17 protein-coding genes and 2 tRNA genes are annotated in these 19,600 nt (G+C 69.5%); 9 read left to right on the forward strand and 10 right to left on the reverse strand.

Translation table 11 applies throughout. From position 1 onward, the window contains the following. Nucleotides 1-137: 137 nt before the first annotated feature. From LOKHON_RS07340 to LOKHON_RS07350, 3 genes are all read left to right on the forward strand, one after another. Nucleotides 138-1,127: a Bug family tripartite tricarboxylate transporter substrate binding protein gene (locus LOKHON_RS07340; protein WP_017928971.1), complete on the forward strand. Its 990-nt coding sequence runs from the start codon at nt 138-140 to the stop codon at nt 1,125-1,127. Between the two features lie 71 nt (nt 1,128-1,198). After that, nucleotides 1,199-1,630, forward strand: a complete 432-nt coding sequence (locus LOKHON_RS07345) for a tripartite tricarboxylate transporter TctB family protein (protein WP_017928972.1) — start codon at nt 1,199-1,201, stop codon at nt 1,628-1,630. 10 nt (nt 1,631-1,640) lie between these two features. Further along, nucleotides 1,641-3,182, forward strand: a complete 1,542-nt coding sequence (locus LOKHON_RS07350) for a tripartite tricarboxylate transporter permease (protein ID WP_017928973.1) — start codon at nt 1,641-1,643, stop codon at nt 3,180-3,182. Nucleotides 3,183-3,221: 39 nt separating this feature from the next. On the opposite strand, the gene LOKHON_RS07355 is transcribed toward LOKHON_RS07350, so the two are convergent. Next, nucleotides 3,222-6,149 carry a hybrid sensor histidine kinase/response regulator gene (locus tag LOKHON_RS07355; protein ID WP_017928974.1) on the reverse strand — a complete coding sequence of 976 codons (2,928 nt, stop codon included), beginning with the start codon at nt 6,147-6,149 and terminating at the stop codon, nt 3,222-3,224. Between the two features lie 190 nt (nt 6,150-6,339). Here LOKHON_RS07355 and LOKHON_RS07360 point away from each other — a divergent pair, with 190 nt between their 5' ends. The 5 genes from LOKHON_RS07360 to LOKHON_RS16080 all read left to right on the forward strand — a co-directional run bounded on the left by LOKHON_RS07360 (nt 6,340) and on the right by LOKHON_RS16080 (nt 11,112). Next, nucleotides 6,340-7,476, forward strand: coding sequence for a TRAP transporter substrate-binding protein (locus tag LOKHON_RS07360; RefSeq protein ID WP_026147535.1), 1,137 nt, complete (start codon nt 6,340-6,342; stop codon nt 7,474-7,476). A gap of 62 nt (nt 7,477-7,538) precedes the next feature. Further along, complete coding sequence (locus LOKHON_RS07365; protein ID WP_017928976.1) at nt 7,539-8,126, forward strand: TRAP transporter small permease subunit; 588 nt, start codon at nt 7,539-7,541, stop codon at nt 8,124-8,126. 40 nt (nt 8,127-8,166) lie between these two features. After that, a complete protein-coding gene (locus LOKHON_RS07370; RefSeq protein ID WP_017928977.1) occupies nt 8,167-9,588 on the forward strand; it encodes a TRAP transporter large permease in 1,422 nt (473 codons plus the stop codon). A 1-nt stretch (nt 9,589) separates the two neighbouring features. Next, nucleotides 9,590-10,960, forward strand: coding sequence for an amidase (locus tag LOKHON_RS07375; protein ID WP_033315602.1), 1,371 nt, complete (start codon nt 9,590-9,592; stop codon nt 10,958-10,960). Next, nucleotides 10,954-11,112: a hypothetical protein gene (locus LOKHON_RS16080; protein WP_017928979.1), complete on the forward strand. Its 159-nt coding sequence runs from the start codon at nt 10,954-10,956 to the stop codon at nt 11,110-11,112. Before LOKHON_RS07375 ends, LOKHON_RS16080 begins: the two co-directional genes overlap by 7 nt. Before the next feature lie 93 nt (nt 11,113-11,205). Here the strand turns inward: LOKHON_RS16080 and gndA are convergent, their stop codons facing one another. From gndA to LOKHON_RS07410, 7 genes are all read right to left on the reverse strand, one after another. Then, nucleotides 11,206-12,624: an NADP-dependent phosphogluconate dehydrogenase gene (gene gndA, locus LOKHON_RS07380; protein ID WP_017928980.1), complete on the reverse strand. Its 1,419-nt coding sequence runs from the start codon at nt 12,622-12,624 to the stop codon at nt 11,206-11,208. Nucleotides 12,625-12,758: 134 nt separating this feature from the next. Continuing rightward, nucleotides 12,759-12,833, reverse strand: a tRNA-Glu gene (locus LOKHON_RS07385). Nucleotides 12,834-12,885: 52 nt separating this feature from the next. Next, nucleotides 12,886-12,960, reverse strand: a tRNA-Glu gene (locus tag LOKHON_RS07390). 99 nt (nt 12,961-13,059) lie between these two features. Beyond that, nucleotides 13,060-14,805, reverse strand: coding sequence for a single-stranded-DNA-specific exonuclease RecJ (recJ, locus tag LOKHON_RS07395; protein WP_033315603.1), 1,746 nt, complete (start codon nt 14,803-14,805; stop codon nt 13,060-13,062). A 153-nt stretch (nt 14,806-14,958) separates the two neighbouring features. Then, entirely contained in the window at nt 14,959-15,942 is a 984-nt protein-coding gene (gene glpX / locus LOKHON_RS07400) for a class II fructose-bisphosphatase (RefSeq protein WP_017928982.1), read from the reverse strand. Nucleotides 15,943-16,121: 179 nt separating this feature from the next. Further along, a complete protein-coding gene (locus tag LOKHON_RS07405; protein ID WP_017928983.1) occupies nt 16,122-17,408 on the reverse strand; it encodes a homoserine dehydrogenase in 1,287 nt (428 codons plus the stop codon). A 51-nt stretch (nt 17,409-17,459) separates the two neighbouring features. Then, entirely contained in the window at nt 17,460-17,849 is a 390-nt protein-coding gene (locus tag LOKHON_RS07410; protein WP_017928984.1) for a hypothetical protein, read from the reverse strand. Between the two features lie 175 nt (nt 17,850-18,024). On the opposite strand from LOKHON_RS07410, the gene LOKHON_RS07415 reads away from it, so the two are divergent. Further along, nucleotides 18,025-18,495 (forward strand): hypothetical protein, encoded by a 471-nt coding sequence (locus LOKHON_RS07415; RefSeq protein WP_017928985.1) that lies wholly within the window; start codon nt 18,025-18,027, stop codon nt 18,493-18,495. On the opposite strand, the gene LOKHON_RS07420 is transcribed toward LOKHON_RS07415, so the two are convergent. Beyond that, nucleotides 18,492-19,082, reverse strand: coding sequence for a TadE/TadG family type IV pilus assembly protein (locus LOKHON_RS07420; protein ID WP_017928986.1), 591 nt, complete (start codon nt 19,080-19,082; stop codon nt 18,492-18,494). The genes LOKHON_RS07415 and LOKHON_RS07420 overlap by 4 nt on opposite strands. Then, nucleotides 19,079-19,597 carry a TadE/TadG family type IV pilus assembly protein gene (locus LOKHON_RS07425; RefSeq protein WP_017928987.1) on the reverse strand — a complete coding sequence of 173 codons (519 nt, stop codon included), beginning with the start codon at nt 19,595-19,597 and terminating at the stop codon, nt 19,079-19,081. Before LOKHON_RS07425 ends, LOKHON_RS07420 begins: the two co-directional genes overlap by 4 nt. Nucleotides 19,598-19,600 lie beyond the last annotated feature (3 nt).

Raw genomic sequence — 19,600 nt, forward strand, 5'->3', positions numbered from 1 at the left:
GCATAGGGGCAGGGCGCCCCGGAAAGAAGACCGGTCGCGCGCGATGACAGCTTGATGACAGCTTGGGGGCCCAAAAGGGCGGGCGAGGCCGCCGGGGGAGGACCCGATCGGCGGCCCCGACCCTTGGGAGGACAGAGATGACCATCACGATCCGCCGCGGCCTGATCGCCGCCGCCCTTCTGGGCACAGCCCCCGCCGCGCTCATGGCGCAGGGCTACAGCCCCGAGAACCCCGAATGCATCGCCCCCGCCAATCCCGGCGGCGGCTGGGACTTCACCTGCCGCCAGGCGGGCAAGACGATGCAGGATCTCGACCTGATCCCGTCGACCATGCAGGTCGTGAACCTCGCCGGTGGCGGCGGCGGCGTGGCCTTCGCCGAGGTCGTCAACAAGCGCGCCGACGAGAACGACCTGATCGTCGCGGCCTCCTCGGCCACGGCGACGCGGCTGGCGCAGAACGCCTATCCGGGCAATTCGATGGACCAGGTGCGCTGGCTCGGCGCGCTGGGCGCGGATTACGGCGTCATCGCCGTGGCCGCCGACAGCGAGGTGCAGGACCTGCCGGGCCTGATGGAGATGATCAAGGAAGATCCGACCTCGGTCTCGATCGGCGGCGGCTCGGCCGTGGGCGGCTGGGATCACCTCAAGGTGCTGATCGCCGCGCAGGAGGCGGGCATCGAGGATGTGCGCAAGGTCAAGTACATCGCCTTCGACGGCGGCGGCGAGGCGGTGACGCAGCTCTTGGGCGGCGCGCTTCAGGCCTTCACCGGCGATCTGTCGGAATCGACCGGCTTCGTCGATTCGGGCGACATCCGGGTGCTGGCGGTGCTGGCGCCCGAGCGGCTCGAAGGCGAGTTCTCGCAGATGCCGACCGCCAAGGAGCAGGGCATCGACGCGGTCGGCGCCAACTGGCGCGGTTTCTACGGGCCGGGCGAGATGTCGGACGCGGCCTATGACTACTGGGTCTCGGCGATCGACCAGCTCTATGACAGCGAGGAGTGGAAGGCGGTCATGGAGACCAACGGTCTCGCGCCGCTCGACCTGCAGGGCGAGGAGTTCGAAAGCTTCGTGTCCGAGTCCGTCTCCAACATCACCGACCTGTCGAAAGAGATCGGCATCATCCAGTAACCGGCCCCGCGTGGCCAGGGCGGGGCGGCGCGGGATGCGCGCGCCCTGCCCATCAATGGAAGGAGGGTCGCATGAGCGATCGCATCTTCGGCGGCATCGGCCTGATGCTCGCGGCGCTCTACGCCTTTGCCGCCACCACCATTCCCGACAGCTTCATGTCCGACGCGGTCGGCCCGCGCGCCTTTCCCTATGGCATCGCCGCGGTGATGGCGCTGTCCTCGGTCTGGTTCCTGTTCAAGCCCGACCCGGCGCCGGACTGGCCCCGCATGGGCCGGATCGCCGAGATCGGCGCGGCGGCGCTGGTGATGATCGCCTATGCGCAGCTTCTGCCCGAGATCGGCTTCGTCATCGCCACCGCCTTCGCGGCCGCCTACCTGACGTGGCGCTTGGGCTCGTCGCTGCTGCAAAGCGCGATCATCGGCGTCGGCACCTCGGTCGGCATCTACGTGATCTTCCACCTCGTGCTCGGGCTCAGCCTCGCCCGCGGCCCCTTCGGCTTCTAGAGGAACGCCCATGGACACCCTTGCCTCCCTTGCCGACGGTTTTGCCGTCGCGCTGACCTTTCAGAACATCGCGCTCGCGCTGATGGGCTGTTTTCTGGGCACGATCATGGGCGCGCTGCCGGGGCTTGGCCCCTCGAACGGCGTCGCGATCCTGATCCCGCTCGCCTTCACGCTGGGCCTCGGGGCCACGCCGTCTCTGATCCTGCTCACGAGCGTCTATTACGGTGCGATGTATGGCGGGCGGATCTCCTCGATCCTTCTGAACATCCCCGGCGACGAACCGGCGATGATGACCTGTCTCGACGGGCACCCGATGGCCCGGCAGGGCCGGGCGGGCGAGGCGCTGGCGCTGTCGGGCGTGGCGAGCTTCGTCGGCGCCTTCTTCGCCACCTGGGGCCTCGTGCTGCTGGCGCCGCAGCTGGTCAAGGTGGCGCTGCTGTTCGGCCCGGCGGAGTATTTCGCGCTGTTCGCGCTGGCCTTCATGACGCTGGGCGGCGTGTCCTCGACCAACCAGGCGAAATCGGCCTTTGCCGCGGCACTCGGCCTCGGGCTCGCCATGGTCGGCGTCGACACCCAGACCGGCGTGCCGCGTTTCACCTTCGGCGAGGTGCATCTTTATGACGGGATCGACTTCCTCGTCGCCATCGTCGGGCTGTTCGCGTTGTCGGAGGTGTTCATCTTCCTCGAGCATCGCGGCACCGACAAGGATGCGAGCACCGCGCCGAAACTGGATATCGGACGCATCACGCCGTCGTGGAAGATGCTGAAATCCTGCACGCCGACGATGATGCGCACCACGGTCCTGGGCTTCATCGCGGGCGTGCTGCCCGGCGCGGGCGCCTCGCTCGGCTCCTTCATCAGCTACTCGATGGAAAAGAAGCTGGTCGACCGCAAGGGCACCTTCGGCACCGGCGATCCGCGCGGCGTCGCGGCGCCCGAGGCGGGCAACAACGCCGCCGCCGGTGGCGCTCTGGTGCCGATGCTGGCGCTGGGCGTGCCGGGGTCGGGGACGACCGCCGTGCTGCTGGCGGTGCTTTTGTCGCTCAACATCACGCCGGGGCCGCTCCTGTTCACCCAGAACCCGGACGTCGTCTGGGGCCTGATCGCGGCGCTGTTCATCGGCAACGTCATGCTGCTGGCGATGAACATCCCCATGGTCGGCCTGTTCGTGCGGGTGCTGATGGTGCCGCCGCGCATCCTGATGCCGGTCGTCGCGATGGTCTCCTTCGTCGGCATCTACGGCATTTCCGGCTCCAGCTTCGATTTGATGGTGATGATCGCCTTCGGCGTTGCGGGCTGGGTTCTGCGCAAGCTCGACGTGCCGCTGGTGCCGGTGATCCTCGGCACGCTTCTGGGCAACGCGATGGAGGTCAACATGCGCCGCGCCGTGACCATCGCCGACGGCGACTATTCGGTGCTGGTCGGCTCGTGGCTGACGCTGGCGCTCTGGGCCGTCGCCATCGTGGGCTTCGTGCTGCCGATCTTCGTGGGCGGCGTGGTCAAGGCGCGGATGCGCGGCGCCGCCGAGCGCGAGGCGTCGATCACCGACTGAGACGGCGGGCGGGGCGCGCCCCCGCCCGGCTGGCGGTGTCTATTCGGCGGTGGCGCGGGCCGGGTGGCCGCGCGTCACCGCCTTCAGCAGCGCGGCCTGACCGAACGGCTTGGTCAGCACCCGCGCCTGCGGCAGGTCTTCGGCGCCCGGCACCTTGTCGCGCCCGGTGGCGAAGATCACCGGCAGGTCGGGCTGACGCGCCACCGCCTCGCGCGCCACATCGAGCCCGGAGCAGTCGGGCAGGCCGACATCGACCAGCAGCCGGTCGGCGGGAGCCTCCTGCAGAAGCGCCAGCGCCTGCGCGCCGGTCGCGGCCTCGCGCACCTCGGCCCCGGCGGCCGTCAGCATCTCGACGAGATCGAGCCGGATGAACGTGTCGTCCTCGCACACCAGAACCCGCAGCCCGGTCAAGTCGCCGGGCCCGCTGGCGGCGGCGTCGGCCTCTGCGTCGGCGGGGGGCGGGGGACCGGGGGCCGGGCGGGGCGCGGCCTGCGGCTCGGCGCGCTCCGCGCCGTCGAGCAGTTCGCGCAGCCGCCGGGCCAGCGTCTCCCGGCGATAGGGCTTGGACAGAAGCTGGATGCCCTCGTCGAGCCGCCCGTCATGCACGATGGCGTCGCGCGAATAGCCCGAGGCGAACAGCACCGGCAGGCCGGGCCGCAGCGCCTGCGCCCGCTCGGCCATCTCGCGGCTGGTAAGCCGTCCGGGCATCACCACGTCGGTGAGCAGCAGGTCGAAATCATGACCGGCCTCGATCACGGCGAGACCGGCATCCGCGTCCTCGGCCTCGATCACCGCGTAGCCCAGATGGCGCAGCATCTCGCCTGCGACCAGCCGGACGTCGTCGTCATCCTCGACCAGCAGCACCGTCTCGTCGCCGCCGACCACCGGCCCGGCGCTGCGTTGCGCCGCGGGCTCTTCGGAGCGCAGCGAGCGGGGCAGGTAGATCCGCACCGCCGTGCCCTGACCCGGCGCGCTTTCGATCGTCACATGGCCGCCGGATTGCTTGACGAAGCCATAGACCATCGCCATGCCGAGCCCGGTGCCGCGGCCCTCGGGCTTGGTGGTGAAGAACGGCTCGAAGATCTTCTCGATCACCTCCGGCGCCATGCCGCTGCCCTCGTCGACCACCGACAGCCGGACATATTCGCCCGGCACCACGTCGGTCATGCTGCGCGCCGTCCGGGCGTCGATCTCGGTGTTGACCATGTCGATGACGAGACGGCCCTGGCCCTCCATGGCGTCGCGGGCGTTGACCACGAGGTTGAGCAGGGCGTTCTCGAGATTGGTGGCGTCGACCAGCGTGTTCCACAGCCCGCGCGCCACGCGGGTCTCGATGCGCACGCCTTCGCCCATCGCCGAGCGCAGGATCGGGTCGATGTCGCCGATCATCCGGCCCAGATCGACGGCGCGCGGCTCCAGCGGCTGGCGCCGGCCAAAGGCCAGTAGCTGCGCGGCGAGCGTGGCGCCGCGTTCCACCGCGCCCATCGCCTGTTCGATCCGCCACGCGGCGGGCGCGCCGTCGGGCAATTCGCGCTGGGCCAGCTGCAGGCTGCCGGTGATCGCCTGCAACAGGTTGTTGAAGTCATGCGCCACGCCGCCCGCGAGATTGCCGATCGCCTCCATCTTCTGGCTCTGGCGCAGCGTCGCGTTGATCTCCTCGAGCGCGCGGTTGCGGCTTTCCACCCGCTCCTCGAGCGTGGCGTTCAGCTCGGCCAGCGCGGCCTCGGTCGCCTTGCGGCCCTCGATGTCGGCATTGGTGCCGATCCATTGCGCGACCCGGCCCTCGGCATCGCGCACCGGCACCGCCCGCACGAGAAACCAGCGATAGCCGCCCGCGGCGTCGCGCAGCCGGAATTCGGCCTCGTAGGTGCTGCCGCGTTCGATCGCGGCGGCCCAGATCGGCGCCACGCGCCCGATGTCCTCGGGATGGACCGCGTGGCCCCAGTTGTGGCCGAGAATCTCGTCGCCCCTGGTGCCGGTATAGTCATAGACCTGGTCGCTGACCCAATCGAGCCCGCCATCGGGGCGGGCGGTCCAGACATGCGACGGCATGGTCTGGGCCATGGTCCGAAACCGTTCCTCGGCGGCGCGCAGCTCGGCCTCGGCGCGCTTTTGGGCGGTGACGTCGTGGCCCTGGACCAGAATGCCGACGGTCTTGCCATGCGGGCCCGCCAGCGGCTGGTAGACGAAATCGACATGGATCTCGCTGGCCGGGCCGCTTTCGGTCTGCACGAAGGCCTGCACCCCGTGCATCGTCACCGCCTCGCCGCTGTCATAGACCTCGTCGAGCAGCTGGACGAAGCCCTGCTCGTGCAACTCGGGCAGGGCCTCGGCGGCGGGGCGGCCGATCAGCTTGCGGTGGGTGCCGGCGATTCGGCGGTATTCGCGGTTGGCCAGCCGGATCACGTGGTCGGGGCCCGAATGGATGGCGATGATGCTGGGCGCCTGGTCGAAGACGGTTTCGAAGAACCGGGTGGCAAGCCCCAGCTCGAGATTCTGCTGCGCCACCGTTTCGGCGCGCAGCAACACGTCGCCGCCATCGCCCGTGGCGCCCGACGGCATGTCCGCCGCGTCGTCGCGATGCGCCTTCATGTAGAGATCGGTCACGTCATGCGTGTTCTGCAGCACGTATTCGACCCGCCCCTCGGCGTCGAGGATCGGGGTGTGGGTGGCGCTCCAGTAGCGCTGCTCGATCCGCCCATCCGGCCCGGCGATCGGGTAGGGGATCAGCGGCAGATGATCGGCCCGGCCGGTCTCGAACACCCGCTCGAAGGAGGCGTTCAGCATCCGCGCGGCCTCTCCCTCGGCCGGGAAGGCCTCGGTCACGACGCGGCCCAGCACCTGGTCGGGCTGCCGCCCCGTCACCTCCCAGTATTTGCGGTTGCCCCAGACAAAGCGCAACTCCCGGTCGAGCAGCATGTAGGCGCTGGGGACCGTCTCGAAGATCGCGCTGACGTCGACACTCATGGAACCGCTCTCCCGATCTGCAAGCTCCGCTTGATATATCCGGCAGGACCGACTGAGCAAGGCAGGCTCTCGTAGCGGCAGGAGTCAAGTGGTCAAGAATAATTACCAGTTGCCTTTGAAGCGCCGAGGTTGAATGATCGGGGAGGCCGCGCGGGGGAGCGACGGCCCATCGAATATCTGGGAGGAGTTCATGACAGTTACCCCTAACAAGACCGCGCAGGTGTCGCGGCGGTCGTTCCTGCGCAAGGGTGCGCTTGGCGCGGGCGTCACCGCGGCGGGCGGTCTCGCCGCCCCGGCCGTGCTGGCCCAGAGCCCGATCGTGGTGAAGCTGCAGACCTCGTGGCCCGCCTCCGACATCTGGCAGGAGATGGCGCAGGCCTATGCCGACCGGGTCGAGGCGATGTCGGGTGGCCGGCTCAAGGTCGACGTGCTGCCCGCCGGCGCCGTGGTCGCGGCGTTCCAGGTGATGGACGCGGTGAGCGACGGCCTGATCGACATGGCGCATTCGGTGCCGGTCTACTGGTACGGCAAGAACAAGGCCGCCTCGCTGTTCGGCACGGGCCCGGTCTTCGGCGGCTCGGCCGACACCATGCTGGGCTGGTTCTATGCCGGCGGCGGCAAGGAGTTCTACGCCGAGCTGATGGACACGATGGGGCTCGACGTCGAGGGCATGCTGGGCTTCCCGATGCCCGCCCAGCCCTTTGGCTGGTTCAAGAACGAGGTCGCGGGCGTCGACGACATCAAGGGCCTGAAATACCGCACCGTGGGTCTCGCGGCCGACCTGATGCAGTCGATGGGCATGTCGGTGGCGCAGCTGCCCGGCGGCGAGATCGTCCCCGCCATGGAGCGCGGCGTGATCGACGCCTTCGAGTTCAACAACCCGACCTCCGACAGCCGCTTCGGCGCGCAGGACGTGGCCAAGAACTACTACCTGTCGTCCTATCACCAGGCCTCGGAAAGCTTCGAGTTCCTGTTCTCCAAGAGCTTCATGGAGGGGCTCGACCCGGATCTGCAGGCGATCATGCGCCACGCGGTCGAGGCGGCGTCGACCGCCAACAGCGCGCAGGCGCTGGACCAGTATTCGCGCGACCTGCAAAAGCTCGGCGAAAGCGGCGTCACCGTGCACCGCACCCCGGACGCGATCCTCTCGGCGCAGCTCGAAGCCTGGGACGCGCTGATCCCGCAGCTCGAAGAGGACGAGTTCATGAAGCGCGTGCTCGACAGCCAGCGCGAATGGGTCGAGCGCGTGACCTACTACACGCTGATGAACTCGCCCGACTACCAGCTCGCCTACGAGCATTACTACCCGGGCAAGCTGGCGCTCTGAGCCGGATCTGACCGCCCGGCGGCGCCACCGTGCCGCCGGGCCCTCATCGAGACGGGACACGAATGCTCGGATACATCAAATTCGCCGACGCCCTTTCCGCCGCCTTCGGCAAGGTCTTCGGCTGGCTCATCGTGCTGATGACCTTCGGGGTCAGCTACGAGGTCTTCGTGCGCTACGTGCTGGGCGCGCCGACGCCATGGGCGCTCGACATCTCCTTCATCATGTACGGCACGCTGTTCATGCTGGGCGGCGCCTACACGCTGTCGCGCGGCGGCCATGTGCGCGGCGATTTCCTCTACCGGCTCTGGCCGGTGCGGGTGCAGGCGGCCATCGACGGGCTGCTCTACATCGTCTTCTTCTTTCCCGGCGTGCTGGCGCTGATCTTCGCGGGCTGGAAATACGCCTCCCGCTCCTGGCAATATGGCGAGGTCTCGGTCAACAGCCCGGCGGGCGTGCCGATCTACCAGTTCAAGACGGTGATCGTCGTCGCGGGGCTGCTGCTCGCGATCCAGGGGCTCGCGCAGGTCTTCCGCTGCATCCTCGCGATGCGCGACGGCGTCTGGCTGGCCGCGGCCGAGGATGTCGAGGAGACCGAGCAGCTTCTGATGAAGCAGATGACCTCGCCCAGCGAACACCCGGACATGAAATGACGCGCGGCTTCCGCGTTAACCCGATACGGAGCGCACGCACGTGACCGAACCGCAAATCGCCCTGATGATGCTCGGGGTTTTCATCTGCCTTGTCTTTCTGGGCTTTCCCATTGCCTTCACGCTGATGGCGCTCGGCATCGGATTTGGCTATTTCGCCTATTACGACGCCGGCCGCATGTGGCGCGACTTCGACCGGCTCGACCCCGAGCTCGCCTCGTGGTGGGAGAGCACCTCGACCTGGATCGGCGGCTTTTTCAACAACCGCGTCTTCGATCTCTTCATCAACCAGACCTACACGGTGATGTCGAACGAGGTGCTGACCGCGGTGCCGCTGTTTCTCTTCATGGGCTACATCGTCGAGCGCGCCAACATCGTCGACCGGCTGTTCACCACGCTCAACATCGCGTCGAAGAACCTGCCCGGCTCGATGGGGGTCGCGGCGCTGATCACCTGCGCGCTGTTCGCCACCGCCACCGGCATCGTCGGCGCCGTGGTGACGCTGATGGGGCTTCTGGCGCTGCCCGCCATGCTCAAGGCGCGCTACGACACCTCCTTCGCCACCGGCATCATCTGCGCGGGCGGCACGCTGGGCATCCTGATCCCGCCCTCGATCATGCTGATCGTCTATGCGGCGGCCTCGGGCGTGTCGATCGTGCGGCTCTATGCGGGCGCGCTGCTGCCGGGCCTCGTCCTCGTCGGCCTCTACCTCACCTACGTGATCGGCCGATCGATCCTGCAGCCCTCGGTGGCGCCCCGCCCGACCAAGGAAGAGGTGCCGGACGTTCCCTTCGTCAAGCTCTTGTGGATGCTGTTCACCTCCTTCTTCCCGCTGGCGGTGCTGATCCTGTCGGTGCTGGGCTCGATCCTGTTCGGTCTCGCCACCCCGACCGAGGCCGCCGCGATCGGCGCGCTGGGCGGCATGGTGCTGGCGGTGATCTACCGCGCCATGACCTTCCAGCGGCTGCGCGAAAGCGTCTATCTCACGGTGCGCACGACGGCGATGGTGTGCTGGCTCTTCGTCGGCTCCTACATCTTCTCTTCGGTCTTCTCCTACTTGGGCGGCGAGCATCTGATCTCGGAATTCGTCTCGGGGCTCGACCTGACGCCGGTGCAGTTCCTGATCCTCGCGCAGCTGATCATCTTCCTTCTGGGCTGGCCGCTCGAATGGTCGGAGATCATCATCATCTTCGTGCCGATCTTCCTGCCGCTTCTGGAGATCTTCGGGGTCGATCCGCTGTTCTTCGGCATCCTCGTGGCGCTGAACCTGCAGACCTCGTTCCTGACGCCGCCGATGGCGATGTCGGCCTACTACCTCAAGGGCATCGCGCCCCCCGAGGTGCGGCTGACGCAGATCTTCAAGGGAATCCTGCCCTTCCTTGCCATGGTGATGGTGTCGATGGTGCTGGTCTACGTCTTCCCGCAACTGGTGTTCGGCCTGCCGGAGCTGTTCTATGGGCGCTGAGATGACCATGAAACCGATGCCCAAGGGCCATGTCGCCATGCTTGACCTGTCGGCGCGCGCGCTGCGCGACCGGATGGCTTCGGGCGCGCTGAACGCCACCGATCTGGTGCAGGCCTGTCTCGACCGGATCGCCGCGCTGGAGCCCGACGTGCAGGCCTGGGCCTGGCTCGACGGCGGGTACGCGATGCAACAGGCGCAGGCGCTCGACGCCGCGCGCCGGGCCGGGCGGCCGACCGGGCCGCTGCACGGGTTGCCGGTGGCGCTCAAGGACGTGATCGACACCGCGAAGATCCCGACCCAGAACGGCACGCCGCTCGACGAGGGGCGGGTGCCGCGGAAGGACGCCGCCCTCGTGGACCGGCTGCGCGCGGCGGGCGCCGTCATCATCGGCAAGACGGTGACGGCGGAGCTGGCCTTCATGCATCCGGGCAAGACCCGCAACCCGCATGACGCGGCCCGCACGCCGGGCGGGTCGTCCTCGGGCTCGGCGGCGGCGGTGGCGGCGGGCATGGTGCCGCTCGCGGTCGGCACGCAGACCGGCGGCTCGGTGATCCGGCCCGCCTCGTTCTGCGGCACGGTGGGGTTCAAGCCGAGCTTCGGCGCGATCCCTCGCACCGGCGTGCTGAGCCAGTCGCCCACGCTCGACACGGTGGGGGTCTTTGCCCGCAGCATCGAAGACGCGGCGCTTCTGGCCGAGGCGCTTTACGGCCATGACGCGGGCGACCGGGCCACCGCGCTCAGCCCCCCGCCGCGGCTGCACGCCATCGCCATGACCGAGCCGCCGGTGCGCCCGACGCTGGCCTTCCTGCGTCCGCCGGGCTGGGACCGGGCCGACGCCGACACCCATGCGGCCTTCGCGGAGCTGGTCGAGGCGCTGGGCGAGCAATGCTTCGAGGCGGCGTTGCCGGGCGCCTTCGACGAGGCCGCCGAGATCCGCGCGCGCATCAATCTCGCCGAGATGGCGAAATCCTACTACGCCTATGAAAAACGGGGCAGGGAGCAGCTTTCGGAGGAAATGCGCGACGCGCTCGACCAGGGCAGGTCGATCCCCGCGCGCGACTATATCGCCGCACTCGACTGGCCGGACGTGCTTTATGCCGGTCTCGACGAGATCTTCGAGCGCTGCGACGCGATCCTGTGTCCGGCGGCACCCGGCCCCGCGCCCGAAGGCCATGCCAGCACCGGCGATTCGATCTTCAACGGGCTCTGGACGCTGTGCGGCACGCCCGCCGTGACCGTGCCGATCCTGCAATCGGAAACCGGCCTGCCGATGGGCGCGCAGCTCATCGGTCGGCGTGGCGACGATGCCCGGCTCCTGCGCACCGCGCGCTGGCTCGAAGGGCTGTTGTCAGAGGAGACGGACCAATGCTGAACCGCATCATGACCATCGTGGCGCTCGCCGTCTTTCTGGGGTTTCTCGGCATCCTCGTCTGGCACATCCCGCGATTCGACCTGGGCGCGGTGCTTGCCGTGACCGTGGCGCTGGTGCTGTGGGACGTGTTCACCACCTCCTTCGACGCCTGAGGCGCGCATGAAAAAGCCGGGCGGCCCCTTCGGGCGCCCGGCCATCTCTTTCGACGCCGCCCGCATCTGCAGGCGGCGTCTTTCGTCAGCGGTTCAGACGCCGTGGCCGTGCCACGGCCCGTGCGCGTCCTCGATGCCGTCGGTGCGCTCGAAGCCGTGCTCACCGAAATAGTCGCGCTGCGCCTGAATCATGTTGGCGGTGCCGCGCGCGGTGCGCATCGTGTCGAAATAGCTCAGCCCCGAGGACAGCGCGGGCATCGGATGGCCAAAGCGCGCGCCGATCGCGACCAGCTCGCGCAGCGCCACGTGGCCTTCGCGCAGGTGGCGGGCAAAGGCCGGGGCCAGCATCAGGTTGCGGTCCTCGTCCTCGGCCAATGCGGCGGCCATGTCGTCGAGCATCGCCGAGCGGATGATGCAGCCCTCGCGCCAGACCTTGGCGATCTCGGGCAGCGGCAGCGTCCAGCCGAACTGCGCCGAGGCGGCGGCGATCATGTCGAAACCCTGCGCGTAGCACAGCACCTTGCCCGCGATCAGCGCGCGTTCCAGCATCTCGTCGGAGATCATCTCCGAGGGGATCTCCATCGGCGCGGCGCCGAACATGTCCTCGCCCTCGCGCCGTGCCGCGACGCGGCTCGACAGGTTGCGCGCCACCACGGCGGCCTCGATCGCGGGGATCGGGGCGGCGAGGTGCTGCGCCTCGATCGCGGTCCAGCGGCCGGTGCCCTTCTGGCCCGCCTTGTCGAGAATGAGGTCGATCATCGGCTGGCCGGTATGCGTGTCGGCGGCCTTCGTGACGGTCGAGGAGATCTCGATCAGGTAGGATTTCAGCGCGCCCTCGTTGAAGCGGGCGAAGGTGTCGCCGATCGCGTCGGGCGCCATCTTCATGCCGTCGCGCATCACGCCATAGGCTTCGGCGATCATCTGCATGTCGGCGTATTCGATGCCGTTATGCACGGCCTTCACGAAATGGCCCGCGCCCTCGCGGCCCATCCATGCGGCGCAGGGCTCGCCCTCGAACTTGGCGGCGATGGCCTCGAGGATGTGCGACACGCGGTCCCACAACTCCTTCTTGCCACCGCCCATGATCGCGGGGCCGTGCCGCGCGCCCGCTTCGCCGCCCGAGACGCCGATGCCGAGAAACTCGACATCGTCGATCTCGCGCACGCGGCGGTTGGTGTCGTGGAAATTGGCGTTGCCCGCGTCGATGATGACGTCGTCGGCGTCGAGCAGGGGGCGCAGCTTGGCGATCTGTTCGTCGACCGGCTCGCCCGCCGGGACCATCAGGATGATCGCGCGCGGCTTGGCGATGGCGGCGACGAGCTCCTCGTGGGTCTCGGTCGGGATCACCTTGTCGGCCAGCTCGCCCGCCTCGTCGTGGAAATCGCGGGTCACCTGCGTCTTGCGGTTCCAGACCGCGATCGGAAAGCCTTTCTCGGCGATGTTGAGCGCGAGCGCGCTGCCCATCGTGCCGAGGCCGATCAGGCCGATCTGTGCTGTGTCCTCTTGTGCCATCGCTGCGGCTCCGATCCTGTCAATGTCCCGGCACACTTAGCCTTCGCGCGCGCGAGGAACAACATCGCAGACGCGAGGAGAGCCTGTGCGCGTGGCGGCGTGTCTGGCAGGGGAGGGGAAAGGAGAAGGCGTCGTGGCAGCCCGTAGGGGAATCGAACCCCTCTTTCCAGGTTGAAAACCTGGCGTCCTAACCGATAGACGAACGGGCCACTCTGACGACAGCACCGGTTTCGCGAAACGCGACCTTGCGCCGTAAACCGATGGCAGCCCGTAGGGGAATCGAACCCCTCTTTCCAGGTTGAAAACCTGGCGTCCTAACCGATAGACGAACGGGCCGCTCGTCGGTGAGGCGGTGTTTAGGGAAACCGCCCCGAAGCCGCAAGGGGAAAATCGCGCCTGCGTGAAATTGCCGTCGGGGCAAATTGCGCCTTGCGATCAACCGGCAGGGGCGGCGTCGTCGAGCCGGAGCTGCACCGAGCGGCGGCCTTTCCAGATGTTGAGGTCGAGCTTGCCCGCGAGGTGAAAGCGCGCGCCGCCATGGCGCGCCAGCGCCGCCCCCATCGGCCCGTCCATCGCGCCAAAGGCGATGCCGTCGAGCCGCGCGCCCAGACCATCGCCGAACGAGATCTTGAGATGGCCCTGTCCGACCTCGCGCACGTGGTGGATCATCACGTCGGGAAAGGCAAAGCGCGGCGCGGGGGCGGCGGCGCCGAACGGACCCGCCGCCTCGATCCGCTCGATCAGCTCCAGCGTCGCGGCGCCCGGCATCAGCACCGAATCGAGCCGCAGGTCGCGCGGGCCCCCGGCGCCGGCGCCCTGCTTTTCCAAAAGCTCCGACAGCCGCGCCATCGCCGCCTCGACCTTGTCCTCCTCGACGGTGAGGCCGGCGGCCATCTTGTGACCGCCGCCACGCAGCAACAGCCCCTCGGCGGCGACCCGGTGGATCGCGGCCCCGAGATCGATGCCCGGCACCGAGCGGGCCGAGCCCTTGCCGATGCCGTCCTCGATGCCGATCACCACGGCGGGGCGGTTGGTCGCCTCCTTCATCCGCGCCGCCGCGATGCCGACCACGCCCGGATGCCAGCCCGGCCCGGCGGCCCAGGCAAGCGGCCCGTCGGTGCCGCGCGTCTCGGCCTGTTCCAGCGCCGCGTCGCGCACCCGCGCCTCGATCTCGCGGCGCTCGCGGTTGAGGAGGTCGAGCTTTTCGGCCAGCGCCGCCGCCTCGTGCGGATCGTCGGTGGCCAGAAGCCGCGCGCCGAGGTCGGATTTGCCGATCCGCCCGCCCGCATTGACCCGCGGCCCCAGCAGGTAGCCCAGGTGATAGGCGGTGGGCGGCACGTCGAGCCCGGCCACGTCGGCGAGCGCCACAAGCCCCGCGCGCTGCCTTTTGGCCATGACCTGAAGCCCGGTGCGCACCAGCGCCCGGTTGACGCCGATGAGCGGCGCGACATCGGCCACGGTGGCCAGCGCCACCAGGTCGAGCATCGCCATCAGGTCCGGGCCCCGTTCGCCCGCCTCGCGCAGCTGCCGGTTCAGCTCCACCAGCAGCAGGAAGACCACGGCGGCGGCGCACAGATGCGCGAGATCGCCGCTTTCGTCCTGCCGGTTGGGGTTCACCACCGCGACCGCCTCGGGCAGCGTCTCACCGCCCAGGTGATGGTCGAGCACGACCACGTCGGCACCCTTGGCGGCGGCGATCGGCTCGTGGCTGAGAGTTCCGCAATCGACGCAGATGATCAGGTCGTGATCGCGCGCCAGCCGCGCCATGGCGGGCGCGTTGGGGCCGTAGCCTTCTTCGATCCGGTCGGGGATATAGAGCGTCGCGCGCAGCCCCATCTGGCGCAGCCAGACCAGCAGCAGCGCCGCCGAAGAGCCGCCATCGACGTCGTAATCGGCAAAGATGGCGATCCGCTCGCGGCCCTCGATGGCCCGCATCACGCGCGCGGCGGCGGTTCCCATGTCGCGCAGCGACAGCGGATCGGGCAGCAGGTCGCGCAAGGTGGGGGCGAGAAACCCCGCCATTTCCTCGGCGGTGACGCCGCGCCCGACAAGCGCGTGGCACAGCGGCAGGGGCAGGTCGCAGCCCTGCGCCATGGCTTGGGCGAGGCGGTCGGCCTCGGCGGCGGGGCCGACCCAGCGGCGGCCGGTCAGCGAGGCGGAGACATTGAGAAAGTCAGGCATGGCGCGGGTGTCGCCCGAAACCATGCGCCATGGCAAGCCCGCAGAGAGCGCCCCCGCGCAGCTGCGCGCGATCCCCGTTCACCATTCCCGAAAATACGCCGGGGGGACGCCCCGCAGGGGCGGCGGGGGCAGCGCCCCCTCCGCCGGTGCCGTTCAGCGGCCGGGCTGGCTGCGCTCGACCGGGTTGCGGTAATACATGCGCCGCACCGAACCGGTCTTGGAGCGCATCAGGATCGTCTCGGCGGTGAGATAGCCGCCATCGCGGCGGATGCCGGGCACGAGGTTGCCGTCGGTGACGCCGGTGGCGGCAAAGATCACGTCGCCGGTGACCAGCTCGTCGCGGGCATAGATCCGGTCGAGATCCTCGATCCCGGCCTTGCGGGCGCGGCCCACCTCGTCCTCGTTGCGAAACAGCAGCCGTCCGAACATCTGCCCGCCCATGCATTTCAGCGCCGCCGCCGCGAGCACTCCCTCGGGCGCGCCGCCCGAGCCCATGTACATGTCGATCCCGGTCTTGGCGGGCTCGGCGCAATGCATGACGCCCGCCACGTCGCCATCGGTGATCAGCCGGATCGCGGCGCCGGTGGCGCGCAGCTCGGCGATCATCTCCTCGTGGCGCGGACGCTCCAGCACGCAGACGGTGATGTCGCCCGCATCGGTGCCCTTGGCCGCGGCCAGCGCCGCGACCCGCTCGGACGGGCTCATGTCGAGCGTCACCACGCCCGGCGCGAAGCCCGGGCCCACCGCGAGCTTGTCCATGTAGACGTCGGGCGCGTGCAGCATCGAGCCGCGCGGCCCCATCGCGATCACGGTGAGCGCGTTGGGCATGTCCTTGGCGGTCAGGGTCGTGCCTTCGAGCGGGTCGAGCGCGATGTCCACCGCCGGGCCTTCGCCGGTGCCGACCTCCTCGCCGATATAGAGCATCGGTGCCTCGTCGCGCTCGCCCTCGCCGATGACGACGGTGCCCGCGATGTCGAGCATGTTGAGCTGGATGCGCATGGCGTTGACGGCGGCCTGATCGGCGGCCTTTTCGTCGCCGCGCCCGATCAGCGGCGCGCAGGCGATGGCCGCCGCCTCGGAGACGCGGGCGAGGCCGAGCGACAGCATGCGATCATGGAATTCAGGCGTTTGGGGCATCGGGGCGTCCTCGGGCAATCATGAGCGTTGCCTCGACCTAACCGGGCCGCGCGCGCGGTGACAAGCGCGAGGGGGGATGTTTGCGCAAACGGGCGAGAGACCGGGGACGCCGCGCCCGGCCCCGGCCGGGCGCCATGCGTATTTGGAGAATGGTGAAAGGCGAGGGGGCCGCCTTTCGTTCAGACCTGTTCGATGCGGATCGCGACGGGCGTGCCCTGCACGACGCCGGTGGCCTCGAAGCCCGACAGCGCCTCTTCGAGCGCGGATCGCGTGGTCTTGTGCGTCACGATCAGCACCGGGGCCGAGACGTCCTCGTGGTCGTATTGACGCATCCGGTCGATCGAGATCCCGGCCTCGCCGAGCACCTTGGCCACCTTGGCCAGCGCGCCGGGCTTGTCGATGAGACGCAGGCGCAGGTAGTAGGGCGCGGGCACCGCGGCCCGCGCCGCGCGCGCGCCGCGCAGACCGGCGGCGGGTTGGCCGAACACCGGCAGCCGCAGCCCGCGCGCGAGATCCATCACGTCGCCCATCACCGCGCTGGCGGTCGGGCCCGCGCCCGCGCCCGGCCCGCGCAGCACCACCTGGCCGATCGCGTCGCCTTCGAGCACCACCATGTTGGTGCCGCCTTCGAGCTGACCCAGCGGCGAGGACGCCGGGACGAGACAGGGCGACATGCGCTGCTCCAGCCCGCGCCCGGTCATCTGCGCCACGCCCAGAAGCTTGATGCGAAAGCCCATGTCGGCGGCGTGGGTGATGTCCTCGATGGTGATCGCGCCGATGCCTTCGAGTTCGACGCCCGAAAAGTCGACCTTGGTGCCGAAGGCGATCGCGGCCAGAAGCGCCAGCTTGTGGCCCGCGTCGATGCCGCCCACGTCGAGTTGCGGGTCGGCTTCGAGATAGCCCAGATCCGCGGCCTCCTGGAACACCGCGTCATAGGGCAGCCCCGCGCTCTGCATCCGCGTCAGGATGTAGTTGCAGGTGCCGTTCATCACCCCCATCACGCGGGTCATCTCGTTGCCCGCCAGCGATTCGGTGAGCGCCTTGATCACCGGGATGCCACCCGCCACGGCGGCCTCGAAGCGGATCACCCGGCCATTGGCCTCGGCCCGTTCGGCCAGCGCCTGACCGTGATGGGCGAGCAGCGCCTTGTTGGCGGTGACCACGTCCTTGCCGCTGTCGAGCGCGATTTCGACCACCCGCTTGGCGATGCCGTCATGGCCGCCCATCAGCTCCAGCACCACGTCGACATCGTCGCGCGCGGCCAGGGCCGCGGCGTCGTCTTCCCAGGCATAGGCCGACAGCTCCACGCCGCGGTCGCGATTTCTGTCGCGGGCCGAGACGGCGGTGATCTCGACGCCGCGCCCGGCGCGGGCGGCGAGCAGCTCGGGATGATCCTGCACGATGCGGACGACCCCTGCGCCGACGGTTCCGAGACCGGCGATTCCGAGGCGAAGGGGAGAGGTCATGGGAAGCTCCGGTCTGTCTGGCTGCGCGAGACTGTTAGCGCCTGCGCGGGGTCACTGCAACGCGGCAGGACGGATGGCCCCGGTCTCGAGGCGATCGCGGTCGGCAGGCGCGATCACCGGCGCCGCGCGCAGCGCCTCGGCCCGCGTGGTCAAAGCCTGCAGCCGGGCGTCCTGCGCGGCGGGGCGGGCAGGGCGGGCGGTATGCGGGGCGGCCTGCGCCGAGAGCGCCTGCGCCCGCGCGCCCAGCGCCGCCCCGGTGGCAGGCGTCAGCCGCTGCGATCGTTGCGCCGCGTCGGCCTGCGCCAGAAGCGGCAGCACGTCGATCAGCGCGGGCGGCGGACCCGTGCGCTCGGCTTCGGGCACGCGGGCGTCGATCTGCGGAAACTGGGTGCAGCCCGCCGCCATGATCAGCAGCGGCACGAAGAGGAGAAAAGGGGGCATCTGGGTCCGGGGCTTGGGCCGTCGCAGGTTAGGTGGCGCGCGCCGGGTCGGCAAGCGGGCGACGCGGGCGGGTGGCGTGAAAGCCGGGCGGTGCGAGAGGCGGGGTGACGGGGCGGGGGGTGACGGGGCGGCGGGGCCGGGCTATGCCATGACCGCAGCAGCCAGGGATGGAATGATGGAGATCGAATTGCGGGCCGAGCCCGCGCGCCGGGCGATGGCGGTGGGCGTTCTCTATGGCTTTGGCGGGCTGTGCGTCTACACCGCGCTGGCGCAGACGGCGCAGATCGGCTGGTCGGCGGCGCTGCTCGGTCTCGGCGTGGCCGGGCTGTGCGCGGGCGAGGCGCTGCGCCGCGCCACGCGGCGGGTGCTGCGGCTCGACGATGCGGGGCTGCGCGACAGCGACGGCACGGTGCTCGCCGCGTGGGAGAACATCGTCGCGATCGAGCGCGGCAGCCTCTCGCTCAAGCCGACCAACGGCTTCACGCTGCGGCTGGCGCGCCCGGCCGCGCGGGCGTGGCGGCCGGGCCTGTGGTGGCGGTTCGGGCACCGGCTCGGGGTCGGTGGGGTGACATCGGCCCGCGCGACCAAGGCGATGGCGCAGGCGATCGAGATCCGCCTCGCCGACCGGGCGGCGCCGATTCCCTAGCAGATCCTGTCGTCGATCAGGCCGGTCGGGTTGAAGCACAGCTGGCCCGCAAAGCGCAGCCGCGTCACCACCCGGTCCTCGAAGGTGAAGGGCACGATCCCGACATCGAAGACCGGGCTGTAATCCACCCAGGTTTCCACCAGCGTCGCGATTTCATGGTCGGGCATCACCGGAAGCTCGTCGCGCATCCCCGCGAGCAGCCCGTCGGTCAACAGCGAAACCCCGGTGCCGCGCCCGATCGACCAGGCCACCGCGTAGCTGTCGGTGGCGGCATCGTAGCGGAACACGCTCACCCGCAGCCGGGGCGTGTCCCCGGAGGTCACGAGGAAATCCTGCAGCGCGAACAGGCTGTCGACATAGGCCGGGGTGATGTAGTTCGATTCCCGGCTCAGCGCGTCGCCGATGGTATAGGCGGCGCGGGCATTGGTGGATTGCGCGCGATAGGCGTCGAAGAAGACCCATGACCCGGCAAAGCACCACACCAGCAGCGGCAGCATGATCACCCCTTCGACCACCATCGCGCCATGGTCGCGGCGGCCCAGGCGGCGAAGCAGGCGGGCGGCCCGCGAGACGACGCCCCCGCTCATGGCTCGATCACGAAGGCGGAGGCCGAGGCCAGCGCGTAGGCACCGCCCGACTGGCGCGGCAGGGTCGCGCCAAGGCCGGTGGTGGGGAAATACGGGTCGAACAGCGAGCAGGCCCGCAGCAGCATCAGCTGGTTCTCGACCCCGGCGACGAAACGGCGCACCGGCACCGTGTCGTCGGCCCGGTCGATGCAATCGGCCCCGGCGGGCGGCGCGACCCAAGCCCGCGGGTCGAGCGGCATCATCTCCAGCCGCAGGTTGGCGGCGCAGTCGGGCAGCAAGAGCGCATGCGCGCAGATCGAGGCGCTGACCTGGGCATGGGTGACGGGGGTAAGCTGGCCCAGCCGGATCTCGCGCACCGTGATCTCCAGGCCGCGATCGAGCATCACCTGCCGCAGCGTGATCATGCCCAGCTCGTAGGTCGAGGCGAGCACCAGCATCAGCATCGGGAAGATCAGGGCGAACTCGATCGTGGCGGCGCCCTCGCGCGCGCCGACCAGGCGGCGCCATCCTGCCATGAC

The organism is Limimaricola hongkongensis DSM 17492, assembly GCF_000600975.2.
GTDB lineage: Bacteria > Pseudomonadota > Alphaproteobacteria > Rhodobacterales > Rhodobacteraceae > Limimaricola > Limimaricola hongkongensis.